This is a genomic window from Lysinibacillus sp. NPDC097162, assembly GCF_044762185.1.
Taxonomy (GTDB): Bacteria; Bacillota; Bacilli; order Bacillales_A; family Planococcaceae; genus Lysinibacillus.
On the sequence record NZ_JBIWDT010000004.1, the window covers coordinates 242,291 to 265,104 of the forward strand.

At 37.4% G+C, this 22,814-nt stretch carries 19 protein-coding genes and 1 riboswitch; of the genes, 16 read left to right on the forward strand and 3 right to left on the reverse strand.

The window, feature by feature from the left end; all coding sequences use genetic code 11:
- Positions 1-555: 555 nt before the first annotated feature.
- Positions 556-1,443 (forward strand): 5'-3' exonuclease, encoded by an 888-nt coding sequence (locus tag ACIQXW_RS17875; protein ID WP_340822672.1) that lies wholly within the window; start codon positions 556-558, stop codon positions 1,441-1,443.
- On the opposite strand, the gene ACIQXW_RS17880 is transcribed toward ACIQXW_RS17875, so the two are convergent.
- Positions 1,436-1,939 carry a C39 family peptidase gene (locus ACIQXW_RS17880; RefSeq protein WP_340822674.1) on the reverse strand — a complete coding sequence of 168 codons (504 nt, stop codon included), beginning with the start codon at positions 1,937-1,939 and terminating at the stop codon, positions 1,436-1,438. The genes ACIQXW_RS17875 and ACIQXW_RS17880 overlap by 8 nt on opposite strands.
- A 300-nt stretch (positions 1,940-2,239) precedes the next feature.
- Positions 2,240-2,584, reverse strand: coding sequence for a thioredoxin family protein (locus ACIQXW_RS17885; protein WP_340826431.1), 345 nt, complete (start codon positions 2,582-2,584; stop codon positions 2,240-2,242).
- 460 nt (positions 2,585-3,044) lie between these two features.
- On the opposite strand from ACIQXW_RS17885, the gene ACIQXW_RS17890 reads away from it, so the two are divergent.
- The 15 genes from ACIQXW_RS17890 to ACIQXW_RS17960 all read left to right on the forward strand — a co-directional run bounded on the left by ACIQXW_RS17890 (position 3,045) and on the right by ACIQXW_RS17960 (position 20,838).
- On the forward strand, positions 3,045-5,429 hold the full coding sequence (locus tag ACIQXW_RS17890; RefSeq protein ID WP_402764371.1) for a 3-hydroxyacyl-CoA dehydrogenase/enoyl-CoA hydratase family protein: 2,385 nt from the start codon (positions 3,045-3,047) through the stop codon (positions 5,427-5,429).
- Between the two features lie 44 nt (positions 5,430-5,473).
- On the forward strand, positions 5,474-6,646 hold the full coding sequence (locus ACIQXW_RS17895; protein WP_402764374.1) for an acetyl-CoA C-acetyltransferase: 1,173 nt from the start codon (positions 5,474-5,476) through the stop codon (positions 6,644-6,646).
- 71 nt (positions 6,647-6,717) lie between these two features.
- Complete coding sequence (locus tag ACIQXW_RS17900) at positions 6,718-8,502, forward strand: acyl-CoA dehydrogenase family protein (RefSeq protein ID WP_340822677.1); 1,785 nt, start codon at positions 6,718-6,720, stop codon at positions 8,500-8,502.
- Between the two features lie 870 nt (positions 8,503-9,372).
- Entirely contained in the window at positions 9,373-9,726 is a 354-nt protein-coding gene (locus ACIQXW_RS17905) for an arsenate reductase family protein (protein ID WP_340822678.1), read from the forward strand.
- Positions 9,727-9,807: 81 nt separating this feature from the next.
- Positions 9,808-10,188: a glycine cleavage system protein GcvH gene (gene gcvH, locus ACIQXW_RS17910; protein ID WP_340822679.1), complete on the forward strand. Its 381-nt coding sequence runs from the start codon at positions 9,808-9,810 to the stop codon at positions 10,186-10,188.
- A 259-nt stretch (positions 10,189-10,447) separates the two neighbouring features.
- The gene (locus ACIQXW_RS17915) at positions 10,448-10,789 is read left to right on the forward strand and encodes a toprim domain-containing protein (RefSeq protein WP_402764379.1); all 342 of its coding nucleotides are present in this window, start codon (positions 10,448-10,450) and stop codon (positions 10,787-10,789) included.
- Positions 10,790-10,802: 13 nt separating this feature from the next.
- On the forward strand, positions 10,803-11,114 hold the full coding sequence (locus tag ACIQXW_RS17920; protein WP_402764382.1) for a thioredoxin family protein: 312 nt from the start codon (positions 10,803-10,805) through the stop codon (positions 11,112-11,114).
- A 55-nt stretch (positions 11,115-11,169) separates the two neighbouring features.
- Positions 11,170-11,274: riboswitch (SAM riboswitch) on the forward strand.
- Positions 11,275-11,358: 84 nt separating this feature from the next.
- On the forward strand, positions 11,359-12,387 hold the full coding sequence (locus ACIQXW_RS17925) for a methionine ABC transporter ATP-binding protein (protein WP_402764499.1): 1,029 nt from the start codon (positions 11,359-11,361) through the stop codon (positions 12,385-12,387).
- Entirely contained in the window at positions 12,377-13,045 is a 669-nt protein-coding gene (locus tag ACIQXW_RS17930) for a methionine ABC transporter permease (RefSeq protein WP_340822684.1), read from the forward strand. Before ACIQXW_RS17925 ends, ACIQXW_RS17930 begins: the two co-directional genes overlap by 11 nt.
- 62 nt (positions 13,046-13,107) lie before the next feature.
- Positions 13,108-13,971, forward strand: coding sequence for a MetQ/NlpA family ABC transporter substrate-binding protein (locus tag ACIQXW_RS17935; protein WP_401019759.1), 864 nt, complete (start codon positions 13,108-13,110; stop codon positions 13,969-13,971).
- Positions 13,972-14,245: 274 nt separating this feature from the next.
- Entirely contained in the window at positions 14,246-15,259 is a 1,014-nt protein-coding gene (locus ACIQXW_RS17940) for a glycosyl hydrolase family 8 (RefSeq protein WP_402764386.1), read from the forward strand.
- Entirely contained in the window at positions 15,234-16,091 is an 858-nt protein-coding gene (locus ACIQXW_RS17945; protein ID WP_402764389.1) for a diguanylate cyclase domain-containing protein, read from the forward strand. Before ACIQXW_RS17940 ends, ACIQXW_RS17945 begins: the two co-directional genes overlap by 26 nt.
- On the forward strand, positions 16,081-17,520 hold the full coding sequence (locus ACIQXW_RS17950; RefSeq protein ID WP_402764392.1) for a hypothetical protein: 1,440 nt from the start codon (positions 16,081-16,083) through the stop codon (positions 17,518-17,520). Before ACIQXW_RS17945 ends, ACIQXW_RS17950 begins: the two co-directional genes overlap by 11 nt.
- Positions 17,513-18,772, forward strand: a complete 1,260-nt coding sequence (locus ACIQXW_RS17955) for a glycosyltransferase family 2 protein (RefSeq protein WP_402764394.1) — start codon at positions 17,513-17,515, stop codon at positions 18,770-18,772. The genes ACIQXW_RS17950 and ACIQXW_RS17955 overlap by 8 nt, the downstream gene beginning before the upstream one ends.
- 11 nt (positions 18,773-18,783) lie before the next feature.
- Positions 18,784-20,838, forward strand: a complete 2,055-nt coding sequence (locus ACIQXW_RS17960; protein WP_402764397.1) for a cellulose biosynthesis cyclic di-GMP-binding regulatory protein BcsB — start codon at positions 18,784-18,786, stop codon at positions 20,836-20,838.
- Between the two features lie 282 nt (positions 20,839-21,120).
- Here ACIQXW_RS17960 and gltC read toward each other — a convergent pair whose 3' ends face one another.
- Complete coding sequence (gltC, locus tag ACIQXW_RS17965; RefSeq protein ID WP_340822694.1) at positions 21,121-22,023, reverse strand: glutamate biosynthesis transcriptional regulator GltC; 903 nt, start codon at positions 22,021-22,023, stop codon at positions 21,121-21,123.
- Between the last annotated feature and the right edge of the window lie 791 nt (positions 22,024-22,814).

Here is a 22,814-nt window from a genome sequence, read left to right on the forward strand (position 1 = left end):
TTGTTGCGTCTTACGTTTTGTGCGTTCCCGCAGGAGTCGCCCGCCCTCCGCTCCAATCAACTGGACAATGGAAGAAAGATCTCACTTTTTTATTTTTTAAATAAGGAAAAAATGACGTTGATTTCCGCTACGGACAGGCGCTTTCCGCGGGTACACCGTAAGCCGCAACCCTCGCTACGCGCGGTTTGTTGCGTCTTACGTTTTGTGCGTTCCCGCAGGAGTCGCCCGCCCTCCGCTCCAATCAACTGGACAATGGAAGAAAGATCTCACTTTTTTATTTTGTAAATAAGGAAAAAAAGTGATGTTGATTTCCGCTACGGACAGGCGCTTTCCGCTTAATTGTTTGAGTGCCTGGCACTTTTCAACTTATGCAGTTCCCTCAGAACGTCCAGGGTTTTTCTGTGAGTAAAGAGAAAAAAAGCATGACCGGTATGTAAATTGTTTGAGTGCCTGGCACTTATATTAAGTCGATAGTTTGCTATAATAGAAAAATGCTTATTATTCTTTAGATAATGTCTAAACGCTAGAATAATGGATTAGAGAGGATTTTTCATCATGACTACAAAACCAAAATTGCTCATTGTTGATGGCATGGCATTGTTATTTCGTTCTTTTTTTGCTTCAGCTGCAATGGGGCATTTTATACGCTTAGAGGACGGCACACCATCTAATGGTGCGCAAGGGTTTGTCCGCCATGTTTTGACGGCACAATCTATTATGCAACCAACACATTTAGCTATTTGTTGGGATATGGGTTCACAAACATTCCGAAATGAATTATATGATGGCTATAAGGCTAATCGCCCAGCACCGCCAGAGGAAATGCTACCTCAATTTGATATGGCTAAAAACTTATCTCAACATATTGGGTGGCAAAATTTCGGCGTTGTTGGTATGGAGGCTGATGATTTGATCGGCTCAATGATTACCAAATGGCAAGACGAAGCCGATATTACGGTTATTAGTGGGGATAAAGATTTATTGCAATTGTTGACGCCTACAACGCAAATAGCGTTTACGAAAAAAGGTTATACAGAGTATGATCTTTATACACATTCTCGTTTTAAAGAAGAATATGGTATAGAACCGATTCAATTTGCACAAGTAAAGGCTTTTATGGGTGATACAAGTGATGGCTATCCAGGAGTTAAAGGGATTGGTCCAAAACAGGCGCTGACACTTATTCAAATGTACGGCTCTATTGACAATGTTATTTCTTCCTTGGAGGAATTAAAGCCTGGTCAACGTACGAAAATCAAAGACAATCTTGACATGCTGAAGTTATCACACGAACTAGCAACAATTCAAACGAATGTACCGATAGAAGCAGAGATTGCTCAATTAGTAGTGCCAAACTATGAGCAACAAACATTTAAAGCGATAGAAGAACGTGGCTTTACGCTTATTGCAAAGCAGGCACGTTCATTGTATTCCCTTATTTAGGTGCTACTTTAACGAAGCTTAACACTTTTTCATTATTTTGAAATAGAGCAGTACGAATTTGGCTGGGGCGATTTTTGCCACCATTATCATGGAAAATTAACAATAGCTCACCGTCTTGCACGTCATAGCCAATGAGTGGTACCCAATGATAGACAAAGGTAGATTTTTTATCAAACCATTGCAGGCTAAAATAACGGTCAAAGCGCATCGCAACGGGGCGTCCTGCATCTATTTCCTGCAGCGCCTCTTTTAACGTACAGTTGCGTATATCCCAGGTCGGTAACAGTTTCCGAAGGTTATAAATTAAACGCCATTTAAACAAGCCTATTTTTGTGCCACCGAGTAGTTCATAAAGTTCGTTAACCGATGGAGCAGTCGGATTATAGTAGTGCAGAATGACATGGATTGTTGTTGGTCCACAGGCAGAATTACGATATTTAGGTGTAATGGATGTTTCGTATTGTGATATTCCGTGTATCGGCAAATACTGTTTCATAAAAATCTCCCTTCGAAAAAGAACGGTTTAAATGTAATTCTTAGGCGCTTTCACACATAATTACGTGGAGTCCTTCTTTAAATAATGAATCAAGCTGGGACAAAAGAGAAAAAGTGTTAGATTGTTTGCAAACAATCTAACACTTTTTTGCTGCGACAGTTGATGTTCACTACGGCAGACGCTTTTTATGGACACACCGATGGCAGCAAACCTCGCGATCGCGTAGTTTGCTGCGTCATACGTTTTGTGGTGTTCCCGCTTGAGTCACCGCCTTTGCTACAATCAACTAATACTATCTATTTATTGTTGAGCAGCTAAAAATTCAGTAACTTGCTGTGGTGTTTTAGCGTTAGCACTATGTAAGTGTGCTAATTTTTCACCGTTTTGGAAAATTAATAAGCTTGGAATACCCATTACATCGTATTTATCTGCGATTTCAGGAAGTTCGTCGCGGTTAAGCTCGTACCAATCAAATTGGTTGTACTCTTCAATAATTGGATCGATAAACATATTCATGCGTGTGCAATCAGGGCACCATCCAGCATAAAATTTCACAAGCACTTTTTGCTCACCAGAGATAAGCTCATTAAATTGTTCTGCAGTAGTTATTGTTTTCATTAGTAATTCACTCTCCTTGCTAACCATTTTACACATTTTCTCTTCATCCTGAAAGTTATCTGTTTGGGATATGTGGACTCTACTTATTGTCCTATTTTCGCTCGTAAAAAACAAAAAAAGTTGTATATTGCAAAAATAAATGAAGAAAAAAGATTGCTAATTTAGACAAAATAATCTACACTAAAAACAGAAAAAGTAGTTTTATTTTCATTCAGTGGAAGACTTTTCACACGCTGATTTGAGTTGCATATCAACTGACTGAAGATAAGTCTCTGGCGCTTGCCACAGATTATAAAATGACATTAGTTAAAATCTTTTCGCTAAAAATCTACGACAATGTAAGACTTTGCGACTAGCAAGCATACATTGTAAAAGATCAACGTGAATGTCAAAATCGAAGCAAAAAACGCCAAAGCGAAATTTTGATTTTTTTTGGCCAAAAAATGAATGGCTATTCATTCAATGGGAGAATAAGGGGGAATTGCTTGTGACTTATAACATTAAAAAAGCGGCTGTTCTAGGTTCTGGAGTAATGGGTTCTGGAATTGCAGCACATTTAGCAAACATCGGTATTCCAACATTATTATTAGACATTGCACCGAAAGAACTAACGAAAGAGGAAGAAGCAAAGGGTTTAACTTTAGCGCATCCAGCTGTAAGAAATCGCTTTGTGAATAGTGCTCTTCAAAAGTTAGTGAAGCAAAAGCCAGCACCACTTACTTCTAAGAAAAATTTATCGCTACTAACGGTGGGGAACTTTGAAGACGATTTAGACAAACTAAAAGATGTAGATTGGGTAATTGAAGTTGTTGTTGAAAATCTAGCAATTAAACAAAGCTTATATGAAAAAATTGATGCTGTACGTACAGCAGGTACAATTATTAGTTCTAATACATCAGGCATTAGTATTAATGCAATGGCGGAAGGGCGTTCAGAAGATTTCCAAAAACATTTTTTAGGGACGCATTTCTTCAATCCGCCACGCTATTTAAAATTACTTGAAGTAATCCCTGCAACAACAACTGCACCGGAAGTTGTAGACTTTATGAAAAAATTTGGTGAGGACATTCTTGGCAAAGGGGTCGTACTAGCAAAAGATACTCCGAACTTCATTGCCAATCGCATAGGCACATATGGTCTGCTCGTTACTTTACAGGAAATGATGAAAGGCGGCTATTCAGTTGGCGAAGTAGATTCAGTGACAGGGCCACTTATCGGTCGTCCAAAATCTGCTACTTTCCGTACGTTAGATGTCGTTGGCTTAGATACTTTTATCCATGTGGCAAAAAACGTATATGACCAAACGTCAGGAGATGAACAGCAAGTATTTGCAGTACCTGAATTTTTGCAAAAAATGGTTACAAACGGCTGGCTAGGTGCTAAGTCTGGGCAAGGTTTCTTCCAGAAGCAAGGGAAGGAAATTTTAGAAATTGATCCAAACACATTAGCTTATAGCCCTGTGAAAAAATTACAAACACCTTCAATTGAAATGGCGAAACAAACGCGAGGATTAGCTAATAAAGTTAAGGCATTAACGTATGCTAAAGATCGTACAGGTGAGCTGTTATGGGGGATTTTTGCACCGACATTAATTTACTCTGCACATCTACACGGTGAAATTGCCGATGATATTGTGGCAATAGATAATGCAATGAAATGGGGCTTCGGCTGGCAACAAGGTCCATTTGAAATATGGGATGCCATCGGTGTTGCAGAATCCGTTGCCAAAATGGAAGCGGAAGGTCGCGAGGTTCCTGTATTTGTAAAAGACATGTTAGAGAAGGGCTTTACTTCATTCTATTCAGAACTTGAAGGTGACGTAGCGTATTATAACGGGTCACAATACGTAAAAGTTCCTGTTAATGAAAAAGAAATTAACTTAAAGCGCTATAAAAAGAAACATGGCGTTATTAAGTCTAATACAGGTGCTAGCTTAATAGATTTAGGTGACGGAATTGCACTACTTGAGTTCCATTCCCAATCAAATGCCATCGGTTTAGATATTATTCAAATGATTAACTACGCAGTAGATGAAGTGGAAGCAAATTATAAAGGCTTGGTAATTGGAAACCAAGGTAAAAACTTCTGTGTCGGTGCTAACTTAGGAATGATTTTAGTAGAAGCACAGGATGATAACATTTTCGAACTAGACTTTGTCATTAAAGCATTCCAAGATGCGATGCAAAAAATAAAATATTCTAACAAACCTGTTGTGGCAGCACCGTTCGCGATGACATTAGGTGGAGGCGCAGAAGTATGTTTACCTGCTGCACATATCCAAGCGACGATGGAAACTTATATGGGCTTAGTAGAAGTAGGTGTTGGTTTAATTCCAGGTGGAGGCGGTAATAAAGCGCTTTACCAAAAGTTTTTGAAAGGTTTACCAAATGGCGTTGAGGTAGACTATCAAAATATTGCTAATAAAGTATTCGAAACAATTGCGATGGCGAAAGTTTCAACGTCAGGTGAGGAAGCACGCGATAATAACTTCCTAGATTTTGCAGATGGTATTTCAGTCAATGCAGATCACCAAATTTATGATGCAAAGCAAGCTGCTTTGGCACTTTATGATGCAGGCTACCAACCACCAGTGCCAACAAAAGTTCCTGTTGTCGGTGCATCTGGCTACGGTACGTTACTAATTGGTGCTCAAGGAATGTTTGAATCAGGTTTCATTAGTGAACATGATTTAAAAATTGCTAAGAAGTTAGCGTACGTAATTGCAGGTGGAAAAGTTCCATATGGCACATTAGTAGATGAGCAATACCTATTAAACTTAGAGCGTGAAGCATTCCTAAGCTTAGTTGCAGATCCGCTATCTCAACAAAGAATGCAACACATGTTATTAAAAGGAAAACCACTTCGTAACTAACTAGACTAAAATGTTTGCACATGAAACAAAGGGGGATTTAGACGATGCGTGAAGCCGTAATTGTAGCAGGAGCACGAACTCCTATTGGAAAAGCGAAAAAAGGTTCATTAGCAACAGTAAGACCGGATGATTTTGGGGCAGCAGTTGTCAAAGAAACATTAAAAAGAGCGGGCTATGAAGGTCCTGTCGATGACTTAATTTTAGGCTGCGCAATGCCAGAAGCAGAGCAAGGGATGAATGTAGCTCGTAGTATCGGAGCGCTTGCAGGACTACCAGATACTACACCTGCACTGACAATTAATCGATTTTGTTCATCAGGTTTACAGGCAATAGCATATGCAGCTGAACGTATTATGCTTGGTCATTCAAAGGCCATTCTTGCTGGCGGTGTTGAATCGATGAGTATGGTGCCAATGGTAGGAAATACACCACGCTTAAATCCAACATTAGCTGAAACTGCACCACAATACTATATGGGGATGGGGCATACAGCAGAGGAAGTAGCACGTCAGTACAATGTGAGTCGTGAAGATCAAGATGCATTTGCTGTACGATCACATATGCTTGCAGAAAAAGCAATTAAAGAAGGTAAATTTAAGGATGAGATTGTTCCGATTGAAGTGGAACAACATTATGTGGATAACAATAATAAACTACAGGTGAAAAAATTTACCTTCAGTGTCGATGAGGGCGTTCGTCCGGGCACATCAGTTGAAGGCTTAGCTAAACTCCGTCCTGCATTCCATGTAAAAGGAAGTGTTACAGCAGGTAACGCTTCTCAAACTTCTGATGGTGCAGCTGCAGTTCTAGTAATGGATCGTGAGGAAGCAGAAAAGCAAGGAATGACACCGATGGCTAAGTTTTTAGGCTTTGCGGTTGGCGGAGTTCCACCAGAAGTGATGGGTATCGGCCCAATCGTAGCAGTTCCCAAAGCGCTTGAAATTGCAGGTTTATCAATTCAAGATATTGATTTGTGGGAAATTAACGAAGCGTTTGCATCTCAATCATTACAAGTGGTTCGTCATTTAGGTATTGACCAAGAGAAAGTAAACATAAATGGCGGTGCAATTGCATTAGGACATCCGCTTGGTGCAACAGGTGCAATTTTAACATTGAAGCTAATTCACGAGCTGAAACGTCAAGGCAAAAAATATGGTGTCGTTACAATGTGTATCGGCGGTGGTATGGGCGCTGCTGGAGTATTTGAGATTTTATAAGTTATGTGAAATTATTTGAGAATTGCGAATTGTATGAGTGCCTGGCACCTAAAAATAAGGAGGAATTTAACATGACAGAAAAAACAACAGATATCATTAAAGGCGGCGGATTTATCATTGAGGACGTGGCATTGGACCGCGTATTTACACCAGAAGATTTTACAGATGAGCATAAAATGATTGCTAAAACTACTGAAGAGTATGTTGCGAATGAGGTATTACCTGTAGTTGAAAACTTAGAGCATCATGAGTTCGAGCATTCAGTGCGTCTACTGAAAAGTGCTGGTGAACTTGGTTTATTAGCTGCAGATGTACCAGAAGAATACGAAGGTCTTGGCTTAGATAAAGTATCTTCTGCATTAATAGCTGAAAAAATGTCAGTAGCTGGGGGCTTCTCGATTACACATGGTGCACATGTAGGGATTGGTTCATTACCTATCGTGCTATTCGGTAACGAAGATCAAAAGCAAAAGTATTTACCGAAGCTTGCTTCTGGTGAATTAATTGCAGCTTACGCATTAACAGAGCCTGGTTCAGGTTCGGACGCTTTAGGTGCCAAAACGACTGCAAAGCTAAATGCTGCAGGTACTCATTATGTATTAAACGGTGAAAAACAATGGATTACTAACGCTGGTTTTGCTGATGTCTTTGTTGTGTACGCAAAAATCGATGGCGATAAATTCTCAGCATTCATCGTGGAACGTGCCTATAATGGTGTTTCTGTAGGCCCAGAAGAAAAGAAAATGGGTATCAAATCTTCTTCAACTCGTACATTAGTGCTTGAGGATGCAGAAGTACCTGTAGAAAATCTACTAGGTGAAGTAGGTCGTGGACACGTAATTGCATTTAACATTTTAAATATTGGTCGTTATAAATTAGGTGTAGGAACAATCGGTGGCTCAAAGCGTGCTTTAGAGCTAGCCATTCAATATACAAACCAACGTCAACAATTCAAAACGAAGCTTTCTGATTTCAACTTAACGAAAGAAAAACTATCGACAATGGCGTCTCAATTATATGCGTCTGAGTCATTAAATTATCGTACGGTTGGATTATTTGAAGATCGTTTAAGCCAATTAAGCCCTGAAGAACAAAAGCAAGGGAAAGTTATTGCAAATGCAATTGCTGAATATGCAATTGAGTGTTCGATTGCGAAAGTGTTTGGTTCGGAAACATTGGATTATATCGCAGATGAAGCGGTGCAATTGCATGGTGGCTATGGCTTTATGGCAGAATATGAAGTGGAGCGAATTTATCGCGATTCTCGAATTAACCGTATTTTCGAAGGTACAAATGAAATTAACCGCATGATTGTACCAGGTACATTTATGAAAAAAGCGTTAAAAGGTGAATTGCCATTATTACAGGTCGCACAAAATTTACAACAAGAACTTCTTATGCTAATGCCTGAAGATGTAGGCACAGAGCCACTAGCACAAGAAAAATACCTTGTGAAAAATGCTAAAAAAATTGCTGTGTTAGCAGCTGGTATGGCAGCACAACGCTATGGGGCGAAGCTGGACCAAGAACAAGAGGTATTAGTGAACATTGCCAATATCGCCAACCAATTATTCGCTATGGAGTCTGCGGTTTTACGTACAGAAAAGGCAATTGCGCGTGAAGGTGTAGAAAAATCACATCAAAAATTACTTTACACACAAATCTTCTGCCAAGAAGCATTTGCAGAAATCGAGAAAGAGGCAAAGGATACAATTCTTGCATCAGCAGATGGAGATGCTGCACGTATGACATTGTCTGCATTACGTAAACTGACTCGTAACAATCCTTATAACCTGATTACTAAAAAGCGTGAAGCTTCAGTTAAACTAATAGAAGCAGAAAAATTCATCGTATAATATAAACTTTGACCTAGCTGCTTGCTATAGGATAGCTAAGATTAGAGTGTCCACAAAAGGCAACGAGAAAATCATTCTTGTTGCCTTTTGTTATGTGGGTGCCAGGCACACAAACAATTCTGAATTTTGCTAGTAGATATTGTTGTAAACAGACCGCGCGCTAGCGAGGGGTACTTCTTACACTGTGCCAGAGGGAAAGCGTAGTGGATTTTTTACGAAATAGGAGCCGATACAATGCGATGTATCTAAGCTAAGTGTCATAGGCAGGGTGGCAGGCACTCAAACAATTCACCATGCATTTTATAATTTATTAAGTAAAAATCCACGAAGACTCCTGCGGGAACAGCACAGAATGTAAGACGAAACAAACCGCGCGCTAGCGAGGGTTACGTCTTACACTGTGCCTGCGGAAAGCTAGTGGATTTTTTGCGAAATAGGAGCCGATACTATGCATGCGATGTATCTATGCTAAGTGTCATATGCAGGGTGCCAGGCACTCAAACAATTCACCATGCATTTTATAATTTATTAAGTAAAAATCCACGAAGACTCCTGCGGGAACAGCACAGAATGTAAGACGAAACAAACCGCGCGCTAGCGAGGGTTGCGGCTTACACTGTGCCCGCGGAAAGCGTAGTGGATTTTTACGAAATAGGAGCCGATACAATGCGATGTATCTATGCTAAAGTGGCAGGCACTAAAACAATTTCCATGCTGGTCAGACCTTCCGCCCGTAGCGAAAATCAATGGCGGTAGCCACATTCGACATTACTAATTTATCTTGCGTAACTAGCCAATAAATGTTTCGTTTTGGCTCATACTAGTTATGATGGTATACTACAGGAAATGATAGTAGAGGAGCCTATAAATATGATTCAATTTATCCATTACCCTAAATGTACAACTTGTAAAAAAGCACAGAAGTGGTTAAACGACAATGGCGTTTCATACGAAGAGGTACACATTGTTGAACAACCACCTACGAAAGAGCAAATAAAGAGTTATTGGCAAGCTAGCGGACAGCCACTGAAGAAATTTTTCAATACATCTGGCATGAAATATCGCGAACTTGGGTTGAAGGATAAACTGGCGGAAATGCCCGAAGATGAACAGCTCACACTACTTGCTTCTGACGGTATGCTAATTAAGCGACCAATTGTTACTGATGGAAAAAAAGTAACGTTAGGTTTTAAGGAATCAGATTTTGAACAAGCGTGGAAATAACAGCTTTAATCCTTGTTTTTATGAAAGAAGTATGGCACACTGAAAGTGAATATATTACATATTTATGGAGGGGTTTTTGGCATGAGCACACCTAAAGACTTACGTTACTCTGAAGAACACGAATGGGTAAAATTAGAAGATGGTAAAGTACGTATCGGTATTTCACATTTCGCACAATCTGAATTAGGAGATATCGTTTTCGTTGAGCTTCCACAAGTTGGCGACGAAATTAAAACAGATGATCCATTTGGAAGCGTAGAATCAGTAAAAACTGTTTCTGAATTATACGCACCAATTTCAGGTACTGTAGTTGAAGTAAATGCAGATTTAGAAGATAGCCCTGAATTCGTAAACGAATCACCATATGAAAAAGCATGGATGATCGTTGTAGAGCCTGCAGATGCTTCAGAGATTGAAAGCCTTATGACTGCAGAACAATACGAAGAAATGATTGCAGAATAAACAAGCCTATAATAGAAAAACGTCGGCATACACACCGGCGTTTTTTATTATATAGCACGAGGTATTAGTTGGTAATTTGATGTGTACAAAGCTTGATTCTGCAAGTAAACGATAGTACAGTGACTCACCATAAAATGTTGTCCAAATTGCGAAGCGACATGTGAAAATGATTGTTAACATGTAGATCTATGCATCATATGGAATCTGGTAATGGCGATGAATTGTTGTAGTAGATAACTGTCTAAATGGGGGTGGCGTGATGTTCGAAGGGAAATGTTTAATCGTGGAAGGCCGTTCGGATAAGCTTCAAATAAAACCTATTTTGAGTGAAGATGTTACAATACTTTGTACAAATGGTACAATTGGTGTGCATCAATTAGAAGAATTACTCGACCCATATGAGGGCTGTGAGCTATATACATTTTTTGATGCAGATGCATCAGGAGATAAACTACGAGCATTAATGGACAGACATTATCCTGAGGCGGAGCATTTGCGAACAATGCCTACTTATAAAGAAGTAGAAACTACACCGAGGAAAGTGCTTGCGATGATTTTATTGCGCGCGCATTTTTCCATCCATAATGAATATATTTTGTAAGGTTGCGTGAAAAATGGAAGAATGGTCAAAAGAGCAGTGGGAAACGGCTGTAAAATCTGGTGAAAAAACTGCCTTTTATTTATATACACCGATGTGCGGAACTTGTGCAGTTGCATTTAAAATGATGGATATCATAGAACAGTTACTGCCACAGTTGAAATTAGGTAAGGCAAATATAAATTTTTTAGAGCAAATAGCTTATGATTTTCAAATTGAAAGTGTACCTTGTTTACTCGTTAGCGATGGAGGAAAAGTTATAGAGAAGGTTTATGCATTTCAATCCGTACCGTTTTTATACGAATTGTTAAAAAAACCAATTGACTGAACTTTGCTAGCATGGTAAAGTAACAACTATATTAAAAACTATTAAATATATCGAACTCTTATAAAGAGCGGCGGAGGGAAGTGCCCTATGAAGCCCGGCAACCATCACATATGTGAAAAGGTGCCAAATCACTCAAAGATTTTTCTTTGAAAGATGAGAGAACGGTTTAGCGTATAAAATACGTGACCCCTTCTACTTGTCTATGAGTGAAGGGGTTTTCTATATGAGAAAAGGAGTATTCGCTATGATACAGCTTCAAAATATTACGAAGAAATACAAAACCGCAAATGGCGAATTAACTGCTGTTAAAGATGTCAATCTTACGATTAACAAAGGTGAGATTTTTGGCATTATCGGCTATAGTGGCGCTGGTAAAAGTACGATGATTCGTTTATTAAACGGTTTAGAAAAGCCGACAACAGGTACGGTGAAGGTGAACAATCAAGAATTTTCATCTATTAAGGGCCAAAAGTTGCGTGATGCTAGACAAAAAGTAAGTATGATTTTCCAACATTTTAACTTACTTTGGTCAAGAACTGTTGCTGAAAATATCGCTTTTCCACTTGAAATTGCAGGTATAGCTAAGAGTGAGCGACACGCACGTGTGAAAGAACTGATTGCACTTGTTGGTTTAGAAGGACGTGATAAGGCGTATCCATCACAGCTATCAGGCGGTCAAAAGCAACGCGTTGGTATCGCACGAGCACTTGCTAATAATCCTGAAGTGTTGTTATGTGATGAAGCTACATCGGCACTAGATCCAGAAACAACAGATGCAATTCTTGATTTGCTTGTCGACATTAACGAACGATTAGGTTTAACGATTGTATTAATTACCCATGAAATGCATGTTATCCGCAAAATCTGTCATCGTGTAGCGGTAATGGAAGCTGGAGAAATTGTGGAGCGTGGTGAAGTATTACAAGTGTTCCAAGCACCACAAGCGGCGATTACTAAAAAATTCGTTTCTCAAATTACGGATACGAAGGAAACCCAGGAGACAGTTGCACAGCTTAGAGTAAATTATCCAACGGGACACCTTGTTAAGCTTGTCTTTGTTGGTGAAAAAACAGAGCAACCTGTTATATCGCATTTAGTAAAACAGTTTGATGTGGAGATTAGTATTGTCCATGGCAATATCTCACAAACTAAAAATGGCGCATACGGTACTCTTATCGTGCAAATTGATGGCACGGATACAAATGTAGCAGCTGCACTAAATTATTTAAATACAGTTGAAGTACAAACGGAGGTGATTGCAAATGCTAACTAGTCTCTTTCCGAATGTCGACTGGGAAAAAATGTGGACAGCCACATATGAAACACTTTATATGACCACTCTTTCAACAGTCGTAACATTTATACTTGGTTTAGCCATTGGCATAATCCTCTTTTTAACGAGTCCAAACCAATTATGGGCCAATAAAATCGTTAACTTTTTAACAGGATCGGTCGTTAATATATTCCGTTCGATACCATTTATCGTGTTAATTATTTTACTAATACCATTTACGAAGTTTTTACTTGGGACAATTCGAGGAGCGAATGCAGCTCTACCAGCACTTATTATCGGTGCTGCACCATTCTATGCACGAATGGTATTAATTGCATTACGAGAAATTGATAAAGGCGTTATTGAAGCAGCACGCTCGATGGGGGCTAAAACGTCCACAATTATTTGGAAAGTACTAATTCCAGAATCATTACCGGCACTTATTTCTGGAATTACCGTAACGGCTGTAGCACTCGTTGGGTATACGGCAATGGCTGGAATTATTGGTGCTGGCGGCCTAGGAAACTTAGCCTTTTTAGATGGCTTCCAACGTAATCGCCAAGATGTGACATTAATGGCAACTATTTTGATCTTAGTAGTCGTATTTATCATTCAATGGATTGGCGATATGATTACAACGAAAACAGACAAACGTTAAAAAGGTTAACCCGGTTTTTACCGCTAACATATTGATTGAACAAATAAAGGGAGTGTATACAAATGAAGAAGTTATTAGCTGGATTATTTTTATCAGTACTTGTACTAGCTTTAGCAGCTTGTGGTGCTGGTAACAAAGACGAAGCAGGTTCAACATCTGGAGATAAAGCAGACGACAGTGCAAAAACTGAAGAAAAAGTAACATTAAAAATTGGTGCTTCTAACACACCACACGCAGTTATTTTAGAACAAGCAAAACCGATTTTAGCTAAAGAAGGTATTGATTTAGAAATCGAACCTTACCAAGATTATGTACTACCTAACCAAGATTTAGAGTCTGGTGAAATCGAAGCAAACTATTTCCAACATATCCCTTATCTAGAACAACAAATTAAAGATAATGGCTATGATTTCGTAAATGCTGGCGGCGTACATATCGAGCCAATCGGTATTTACTCTAAAAAATATAAATCTCTTGAAGACCTTCCTAAAGGTGCAACAATCTTATTATCGAACTCAGTTTCAGACCATGGCCGTATGCTGTCATTGTTAGAAGCAAAAGGCTTAATTAAATTAAAAGATGGTATCGACAAAACAGCAGCAGAAATTAAAGATATCGTTGATAATCCAAAAGACTTTAAATTCGATGCAAATACTGCACCAGAATTACTTGTTCAAATGTTTGAAAACGAAGAAGGCGATGCTGTTCTTATCAACTCTAACTATGCAATTGATAACGGCTTAAACCCAATTGATGATGCAATTGAGCTAGAAGATAAAGAATCTCCATATGTTAATATTATTGCGGTACGTGCTGGAGATGAAAATAAGCCAGAAATTAAAAAATTATTAGAAGTATTAAAATCTAAAGAAATCCAAGACTTCATCCTGAAGGAATGGAAAGGCGCAGTAGTACCAGTAAAATAGATTTTTCTAACACTATAGTACAAGCCATGAAAATGGTTTGTACTATTTTTTTTGGGGAAAGATAAATAATGGTTTGAAATCCAATAATTAAGTTCTTTTATTTTTTTAAAATTGTTTAGAATTTGTTTAGATTCATTTAATATGATTACTGATATAATATTATTCGCCAATAATACTGAAAAAATTTGGTATTTAGTCCTGACGGAGGTGAAATCCTATAACGAAATTTTTTAGGAGTGGTATTTTAGTCATGTTTTGCCTGTTGTTTGTTTTAATGAGCTGCTCACAAGGAAAAGAAAAAATAACAAAAAAGCCCATTTCATCAACTGAGAGGTTTGTTGTTGAAGAACTAATGACAGAAGATAACTTATTACGTACTGATTTAACGCAACAAAAAGATGTGTTTTTATCTGAATCAGTCGGATTATGGTTGACCTATTTACTAGAAAAAGATGATCAAGCTCGCTTTGATGAGCAGCTTGAAGTGATTGATAATTATTTTTTAGAGAAGAAATTTATTGTCTGGCGAATTGACGGTAAAAAACAAGCTACTGTAAACGCACTGATTGATGATTATAGAATCATGCGAGCGCTATTTGATGCTGGGGAGAAATGGAATGATGAACGTTATATTACGTTAGGGAAGTCCATTGGCAAGAACATTGTAAAGTATGGAATGCAAGAAGATACATTTGTAGATTTTGTTGATGTTCATACACATAAAAAGGCTAACACTATTACATTAAGTTATATTATGCCTTCTGCACTTTTAAAGATGCAACAATATGATGTTTTATCTAAAGCACAACTAGAGCATCAATTATCTATTTTAGCAAAAGCTCCAAAAGCTCAAGCAGGTTTTTTCCCAAAATATTATGATGTCGTATCAAAAAACTATGAATATGATACAGAGTTACATATGATAGATCAATTGTATACTGCTTACCATAGTGCAACTTTAGGTTTAGAAACGAAGCCCTTTACCAATTGGTTGTTGTCTTTATATAGTAGAGATCATAAATTGTACGGCCGCTACGATGCTAAAACAGGTGAACCAGCTGTTACATTCGAATCGCCTGCTGTTTACGCAATGGCAACTCGTTATATGTTGGAAATCCATAATGATATGATGGCTGAAGAATTTTTCCGCAAAATGGAATCGCTCAAGGCCAATGCAAATACGGGGTATGTAGACGTGCAAACAAATGCGACACATATATTTGATAATTTATTACCACTTCTAGCGGAAAGAGAGGTCGACGATGCGAACAGCAATAAAATGGAATAAAGCTATATTTCTTTATGGAATTTTACTTATTTTGCTTCTACAATTACCTGCTTATTTTTTACTACATCAAGATATTGAAAGCTTATTATTATATATCTTTTTAGTACTTATAGTAATCCTAACACTATGGAGAGGTACGGTTACTGGGCTAATAAGTAGTTTGTTATTTATTTTTATCAGCGGCTCCACATTACTGTATATCGGTATGACTGGTTCTGTAGCATTGTTAAGTAATGCATTTTCAATGCAACAATTTTTGGCATATGGTGTTGTTTTACTACTCCTAGTATTATGCGCCGGAAAGATTCATGAATTATTGTTAGCACAAGAAAAATATATGAAAAACTTACAGCAGGATGTCAAAAACTTTGTAGCCATTGATGTAGAGACTGGTTTTGATAATGAATCCCGTATGCGTGTGATTGTTAATGAAGAAATGCGAAGAGCGGATCGTCATCAACATTCTTTTGTTTTTATTATGCTAAAGCTTGAAAACTATGAAAAATTTAAAAAGCTATATGGTTTCAAAGAAGCACAATATTTATGGAAGCAACTGGCGGAAAAAATACAACAATCCGTTAGACAAACAGATAAAAAATTTCGCTATCGTGAAAATTATCTTGCCATTTTATTAATCGATACATCAGATCAATACATTGATATTATTTACGAAAAGTTGGATCAAGCTTTAAAAAACCACCAATTATTAAATAAGCGATGGGTGACACTAAGCTACAAAACAAGTTATTTTACTTACACGCCACAGATGGATCAAAGTTTTGATGATTTATTAGCAGAAATGGAAAGAGAGATGAAAACAAGTGCGCTTTAGATTTGGCTTGCTCGTCTTCATTGTTCTTTTTTATTTAGTTAGTATGCCTCAGCATTCTCAAGCAAGTGCCGATGATAAAGACATTGCACTTATTTATGTTACTAGCAATCAACAAGTTGATGAAGATGTGCAAATTCTACGTGAAATGCTAAATGCTTATACAGATGTAGATGTCATAGCGGTGGAAAATATTAAAGAAGATACATTGGCTGGTTATAAACGTATTGTCATTTTAAATGCCTATAAGATGCATATACCTTTCCAAGCATTACAAGCTATGAACAATTTCCATGGACCCGCTGTTGCTATAGGGGAGAATATTGAGCAGATTTCCTCATTCTCACATTGGCAAAAGGGAAAAAAAGTCGAGCTTCGAAAAATCGGGGAACATGAATTGCAGAGTCCAATTGAATGGACGGTCATGACTCCACCTAACGATGCTGAAGTTATACAAATGGCATCTTCATTTAATGAAGACTTCCCTTTTATTGTGAAAGAAAAAAATAGCAATTGGTCTTATATAGGTAAAGTGATTCAAACATCTCCTTTAGTATATGACTGGCCATCGATATTTGGTGATCTATTGAAAATATCATCTCCAAACATTCATCCTGCATTTATCGTGTTATCAGACATTAATGTGGAAACGGATGTTTTGAAGTTAAAGGAAGTAGTTGAACAATTAAAGCAATTGAATGTTCCTATCAACTTACAGATTAGCCCGCTATATGAAGTAGATGGTGCAATTTATTATTTACAGGACAATAAGGCATTGCTGAAATATTTACAACAATTACAGCAGGAGGGGGTAGCTTTTATTTTATCTTCTTCACAAGCTAACATAGAAAAAAGTCTAGATTATTTAGTATTGCAAAAAATTTACCCTACTTTAATTCTAAATGATAGCGCATTTTTCAGTGGAGTATTGCGACAACAAGAAAATCATTTTTATATAACCGAAAGAGATTTACAAACAATTTATCCTTATACGATAGCAGCAATAAATGATGTGAATGTATATCCACTGTATTCCACACAGCAGTCGATTCGTAATATCAATAAAGCGCCAGGTTCAACTATTGGAATTCAATATCCTAGCTACTTAGGGGCTCATCATGCACAAGAGCTTGTTGAACTCTTAAACAAACAAGTACAGCTAGAATGGCTTGATTTTAGAAAAACAGAACAGTTTGTACAGACGTCTAACGTATCAATAATGCAATCAGCAAACGGAGAGCAAAAGATACAGCTTTCTTTTACCAAACTGGATCGCTTAAAAAAGATGTTTGATGAGCGGCCATTTGAAGTAGTTTTATGGCTGTTAGTAATCATAGTATCGTTATTTGTTATTGTATTTTTTATGAATACTTTGAGACTACGTATAACGCTACGTAAGCGATTATTTGAGGAGAGGAAAAGTAATGGCTGATATTTTATTTTATATTTCATTGTTTCTCATATGGATTATGCTGTTATACCATATGTTTTTAATGCAAGGGGGCTATTTGCATTTTCGATCTTATGAAAAGGTTATCGATGAATGGTCAAAAAAAATGATAGATGTTCCAACAGTGAGTATCTTTATTCCGGCACATAATGAAGAAGTTGTTATTGAGCAAACTTTACGGGCAATGTCCCGATTGTTTTACCCGAAAGATAAGTTGGAAGTAATCGTCATTAACGATAATTCATCGGATAGAACAGGAGAGATTGCAAGAAAGTTTACAGAAAAATATCCATTTATACGAGTAATTGAAACAGTAGAACCTTATAAAGGTAAGGGCAAATCTTCTGCATTAAATGCCGCTTTAGCGGATTCTACTGGGGAAGTTGTTATTGTCTATGATGCAGATAATATGCCAGAGCGTATGGCCATTTGGTATTTAGTTATGGGGCTTGTAAATGACCCAAAAGCTGCAGCTACCGTGGGGAAATTTCGAGTGGTAAATGCGACTGAAACATGGTTAACACGATTTATTAATATTGAAACGATTTGTTTTCAGTGGATGGCACAAGGTGGTCGTTGGAAGTGGTTTAACATTGCAACAATTCCAGGTACCAATTTCGCCATTCGCCGTAGTATTTTAGAACAATTAGGTGGATGGGATGTAAAGGCGTTAGCGGAAGATACTGAATTAACTATTCGTGTCTATAATTTAGGCTATCATATCCGCTTTTTCCCAAAGGCTATTACGTGGGAACAAGAACCAGAGACGTTAAAAGTATGGTGGAAACAACGAACACGCTGGGCAAGAGGAAATCAGTATGTTGTGCTAAAGTTTTTAAGCCAATTTTTCACATTGAAAAGAAAAAGTATTATTTTTGATTTGTTTTATTTCTTTTTTACTTACTTTTTATTTTTCTTCGGCGTCATTTTATCCAACATTTTATTTATCACCAATCTTTTTTACGATATTGGACTAACTGTTGGAGATATCGCAATTGTTTTATGGGTATTGGCTTTCTTGTTATTTTTAGGTGAAGTGATGATTACCTTAAGCATTGAAAAAACAGAAATGAATCGTAAAAATTTTTTCTATGTCATTTTAATGTATTTTACATATTCACAAATGTGGATAGTATTAGTTATTTGGTCGCTATTTTTAGAGATAAAAAGAGTTTTTACTGGCCAAGAAGTGCAGTGGTATAAAACTGAGCGCTTTGCAAAGAAAACAAAATAAGGAGAACAATAATGAGAGTCTTACTTTATATTTTTACAGTCTTAATCAGTTTGCCGTTCTTAGCTACGCATGCCCTAGCTGCGCCAATCACAGTAGAAAAACAAACAATAGCTATTGAGGCAAACAGCTTAGCAAAAAAACCATTGTTGTCTCAGGCAATTGAATTACAAGGGCCTTCCTCTTCAAGAGATTTCTATTACACGCTCAGTCAAGATGTAGAGGCGAAGGGACAAACTGTTTCATTTCAAATACAGCAGTCAGAGCTGTTAATAGCGCCATCCTCTTTTACGGTAAAAGTGGATGATATCGCAATTAAATCGATTGCATTAACTTCAGATTTATTGAAGCAAACTGTGACTGTTACTTTACCGGAAAGTGCCTTAATGAAAGGAACGCATAAAATAACAGCTAGTTTTTATGGTATTTTGAAAGAAGGTGTATGTGTAGCACCGGGCAATGAGGGCAATTGGTTACGTATCGATATTTTATCGTCTATATCATCATTTAATGAAAGTACACAACAATGGACATTGAGCAACTATCCTGAAGCGTTTGTAGGCTATGAAGATTATAGAACAACACTTATAGTACCTGATGAAGCTTCAGAACAAACATTGAATGCTAGTTATCAACTTGCTGCTTATTTGTCAGAGCAAGGTGAGAATGACGTTGATGTTAAAAGAGAATCTGCTGTTGCACGTGTTGCTGGACCGGTTATTGTTGTAGGAGCAAAAGATGAATTTAGTACAAATTATATGATTAAAATGCTCGAGACTGCCAATAGTCAATATGAAGATGGTCTTTCACTTAGTGTACACAGTCTAAAAAATGAGGAAAGCAATCAAAGTGTACCTATTTTGTTTGTGTCAGCCGCTACTCCAAACGCACTTCAAGAGCGAATTTCGTTATTGACGGATACTAAATTGTATAGTCAATTTGCAGGAAGTACGTTAACGGTGGATGAGTTACCAACAGTGAACAATTCTTCTAATTCAACACTTCTCTTTTCACAGCTAGGTTTTGACCATCAAATATTATCGAGTCAAGAAACGATGACGCCGCACTATTATGTGTCTTTACCACAAGTTGAAGCTAATAAAGAAGCAAACATGCGATTAGTCTTAAAGAAATCAGCTCTCCTACCTGAAAAAGGTAAAAGTAATGAACGAGAAGTAGAATTGATTGTATGGGTTAATGATGTACCGCATGCAGTTGACCTTCAGAAGCTAGAGTCAACTTCTTCAGATTTATATGAAGTGAATGTGCCCATTCAAACAAATGTGTTAAATAAACAATCGATGACAGATATCCAATTTGAAGTAACTGGTTTTCAATTAGAGGATCCTTGTGAAACGACGAATGAGCGTTATTGGCTTTATATTGATGGTAGTAGTACATTATCTATTACAAAAGAAGATACAACACCAACATTTACATTAAGAGATTTTCCAAATGCTTTCCAAGAACAATCTTTGATTATTGTTCCGAATAATACGGTGATAAACGATACACAAATGCTCTTGTTGTATAAGTCCTTAATGACGAATGGTGAAATGGCTCAAACAATGTTGAGGAAAGAACGAGACGTTAAGGAAGAAGAATTAAAACGAAGTGCAATTATTTTTGCTGGCGCTTCCTCCGATTTCACAGCGCTCATAGGAAACAAAAACAATATACCTCAATCTGCAGAAGATTTACTAAAACAAGGTTTTCTTCCAGAAACAATGGCTCAGTATACATTTATTACCCAAAGTTTTTGGGATGATAAGCAACCGCTATTAATCATCCAAATGATGGATGAAGCAGCAAATCAAAAGGACTTTTTAGCCCAATTGAAGGGGACCAGTGAAAAGGTAACCTCTGCGATTGAAACAAAAGAGGGGAAATTTGTAGTTGCGGCTAGTAGTGCAGCAGACATTGAAAAATCTACCTCAGAGCAGAACAATTCTATTTCATTTGTACTTATAGCAGAATTTGCTGTACTGATATTAGTAATTGGGCTTATTTTATATTTTATTTTACGTAGAAAAAGAAAAAATCTCCTTGTTGAGGATGAAGAAGAGTAGATTTTAAGCATCAGTAGACCCGGTAAATTTACTGGGTCTACTGTCTTTTTCCATTTAATTGCGATTAATTTTCGCTGGGTAGGCGTTTTCTTTCGGGCACAACGAAAGCTGCAACCCTCGCATGCACACGGTTGTTGTGTCTTACGCCCTGAGCATGAGTCGCCATCCCATCAATACAATCAACAAAATAACCGGCATCAAGTTGAACTTCTTGATGCCGGTTATAAGACAATGTGTGACCCAGTGAATTTCACTGGGTCTTTTCATGTTAGTTTAACGGTGTTATTGAAACTGAGAAAGTCGGGAAAAGAAATTAGTTACGAAGTCTAAAAATATTTTTTCAGATGGTGCAATTTCTCGATTTACAGGTGAAATAATACCAACTGTTCTTGGTATTGTGGGCGATTCAATTGGCACTTTGATAGTGAATCGGGCTGCTGAATCGTATAGTGAACTCTCAGGTAGTAGGCTGACACCAATTCCAGCGGCCACTAAACCTTTTAATGCATCTAAGTCTTCACCTTCAGATATTACATTTGGTAAAAAGCCGGCAGCACGGCAGGCATCCATCGCAACTTTATGTAATATATAGCCATCTGGAAAAAGAACAAAAAGATCATTACGTAAATCTGCTAGCTGAATACTTTCCCGTTTCGCCAAAGGATGGTTTGCTGGCAATAGGGCTGCAATATTTTCGGTGAATAAGATGTTTGATTGAATTGATTCGTCCTTTGGTGGCAGCGGTCCTAAAAATGCTAAGTTAAGCTCACGATTTTTAACGGCATCAATTAAAAAGCGATAAGAGCCTTGGCGCAATTGAAATTGCAAATCTGGGTATTCACGCTTAAAAGCTGAAATAACGGTTGGCAGTACATAACTTGCTAAGCTCGTAGGAAAACCAATTTTAATGGTTCCTTTTGCAGGATCTAAATATTCCTCAACCTGCTTGGCTGCAAAATCTATTGCTTTTAAAGCAGTGATTGTATGTTCAAGAAAAGTTTTTCCTATCGGTGTTAATTTTACATTTCTGCCGACACGTTCAAAAAGTGGTGTACCTAATTCGTCTTCTAAATTAGCAATTTGACGACTTATTGCTGATTGGGCAACATGAAGGTGTTCAGCAGCTTCAGAAATATGCTCACGCTCTGCAACCTCCACAAAATAACGTAATTGACGTAACTCCACTGGATATTCACCTCTATCTAATCGAAAAATCCGATTAATTATATTTTAATTATATAATATTTAAGATATAAAAAGACTGAAAAAATATCATGGTGCTAAAAAATGAATAAACGATTACAGTCAACTCAAATGCATTTTAAATCATTTAAAGTAGATGACCAATATTTGTTAAAAATGAATCCGAAAGAAGCAGTTGAACGCAAATTCTGTTTGTAATTTGGCAGCTAAGTCTTGGGTAATCAATGTCAGGGGGAGATTTATGATAAAGAAAGGAATCAGTTGGCTGCTAATTTTACTGATAATCGCAATGTTAGAAGGTTTAGCATTTAATAATCAGCATATGAGAAAGCTGTAACCTCCCGCGGAAAGCAACCGCCTTCGATTCCACCAACTTGGTGCTATCTACTGAATTTTATCTATAGCAAAAAAAAGTTAGCCTTTATACATATTTAATGAAAAAGTGTTAGATTGACTGCAACCAATCTAACACTTTTTCGCTTTTGCCCATAGCATCTTTTCATTGGACATGAAAATTATGTGATGACTTCTGCTGAAAGCAAAGTGAATTTTTAACATACAGTAAAAAGTGTATGAATATTTGAAGGGATTATAAGATAGCTTTTTTAAAACGATAGTAATTAATAGCACTATTACTCTATAATTTTATTTTCTTATAGTGATTCCATTCTAATGAAATAGGATATAGTATAGATATGGTTGTTTGTGCATTTTTGTCACAAAACCGCTACAATTAACGCTTTATGCGAGGTTTCCACTATGTAGCTAGATGA

Excerpts from the sequence above, each read along its gene's own strand:
- ACIQXW_RS17935 (WP_401019759.1), top strand. The coding sequence starts at position 13,108 with ATGAAGAAGTTATTAGCTGGATTATTTTTATCAGTACTTGTACTAGCT.
- ACIQXW_RS17945 (WP_402764389.1), top strand. The coding sequence starts at position 15,234 with ATGCGAACAGCAATAAAATGGAATAAAGCTATATTTCTTTATGGAATT.
- ACIQXW_RS17895 (WP_402764374.1), top strand. The coding sequence starts at position 5,474 with ATGCGTGAAGCCGTAATTGTAGCAGGAGCACGAACTCCTATTGGAAAA.
- ACIQXW_RS17930 (WP_340822684.1), top strand. The coding sequence starts at position 12,377 with ATGCTAACTAGTCTCTTTCCGAATGTCGACTGGGAAAAAATGTGGACA.
- ACIQXW_RS17915 (WP_402764379.1), top strand. The coding sequence starts at position 10,448 with ATGTTCGAAGGGAAATGTTTAATCGTGGAAGGCCGTTCGGATAAGCTT.
- ACIQXW_RS17920 (WP_402764382.1), top strand. The coding sequence starts at position 10,803 with ATGGAAGAATGGTCAAAAGAGCAGTGGGAAACGGCTGTAAAATCTGGT.
- ACIQXW_RS17955 (WP_402764394.1), top strand. The coding sequence starts at position 17,513 with ATGGCTGATATTTTATTTTATATTTCATTGTTTCTCATATGGATTATG.
- ACIQXW_RS17880 (WP_340822674.1), bottom strand. The coding sequence starts at position 1,939 with ATGAAACAGTATTTGCCGATACACGGAATATCACAATACGAAACATCC.
- ACIQXW_RS17925 (WP_402764499.1), top strand. The coding sequence starts at position 11,359 with ATGATACAGCTTCAAAATATTACGAAGAAATACAAAACCGCAAATGGC.
- ACIQXW_RS17900 (WP_340822677.1), top strand. The coding sequence starts at position 6,718 with ATGACAGAAAAAACAACAGATATCATTAAAGGCGGCGGATTTATCATT.
- gcvH (WP_340822679.1), top strand. The coding sequence starts at position 9,808 with ATGAGCACACCTAAAGACTTACGTTACTCTGAAGAACACGAATGGGTA.
- ACIQXW_RS17875 (WP_340822672.1), top strand. The coding sequence starts at position 556 with ATGACTACAAAACCAAAATTGCTCATTGTTGATGGCATGGCATTGTTA.
- ACIQXW_RS17940 (WP_402764386.1), top strand. The coding sequence starts at position 14,246 with ATGAGCTGCTCACAAGGAAAAGAAAAAATAACAAAAAAGCCCATTTCA.
- ACIQXW_RS17960 (WP_402764397.1), top strand. The coding sequence starts at position 18,784 with ATGAGAGTCTTACTTTATATTTTTACAGTCTTAATCAGTTTGCCGTTC.
- ACIQXW_RS17905 (WP_340822678.1), top strand. The coding sequence starts at position 9,373 with ATGATTCAATTTATCCATTACCCTAAATGTACAACTTGTAAAAAAGCA.
- ACIQXW_RS17885 (WP_340826431.1), bottom strand. The coding sequence starts at position 2,584 with ATGGTTAGCAAGGAGAGTGAATTACTAATGAAAACAATAACTACTGCA.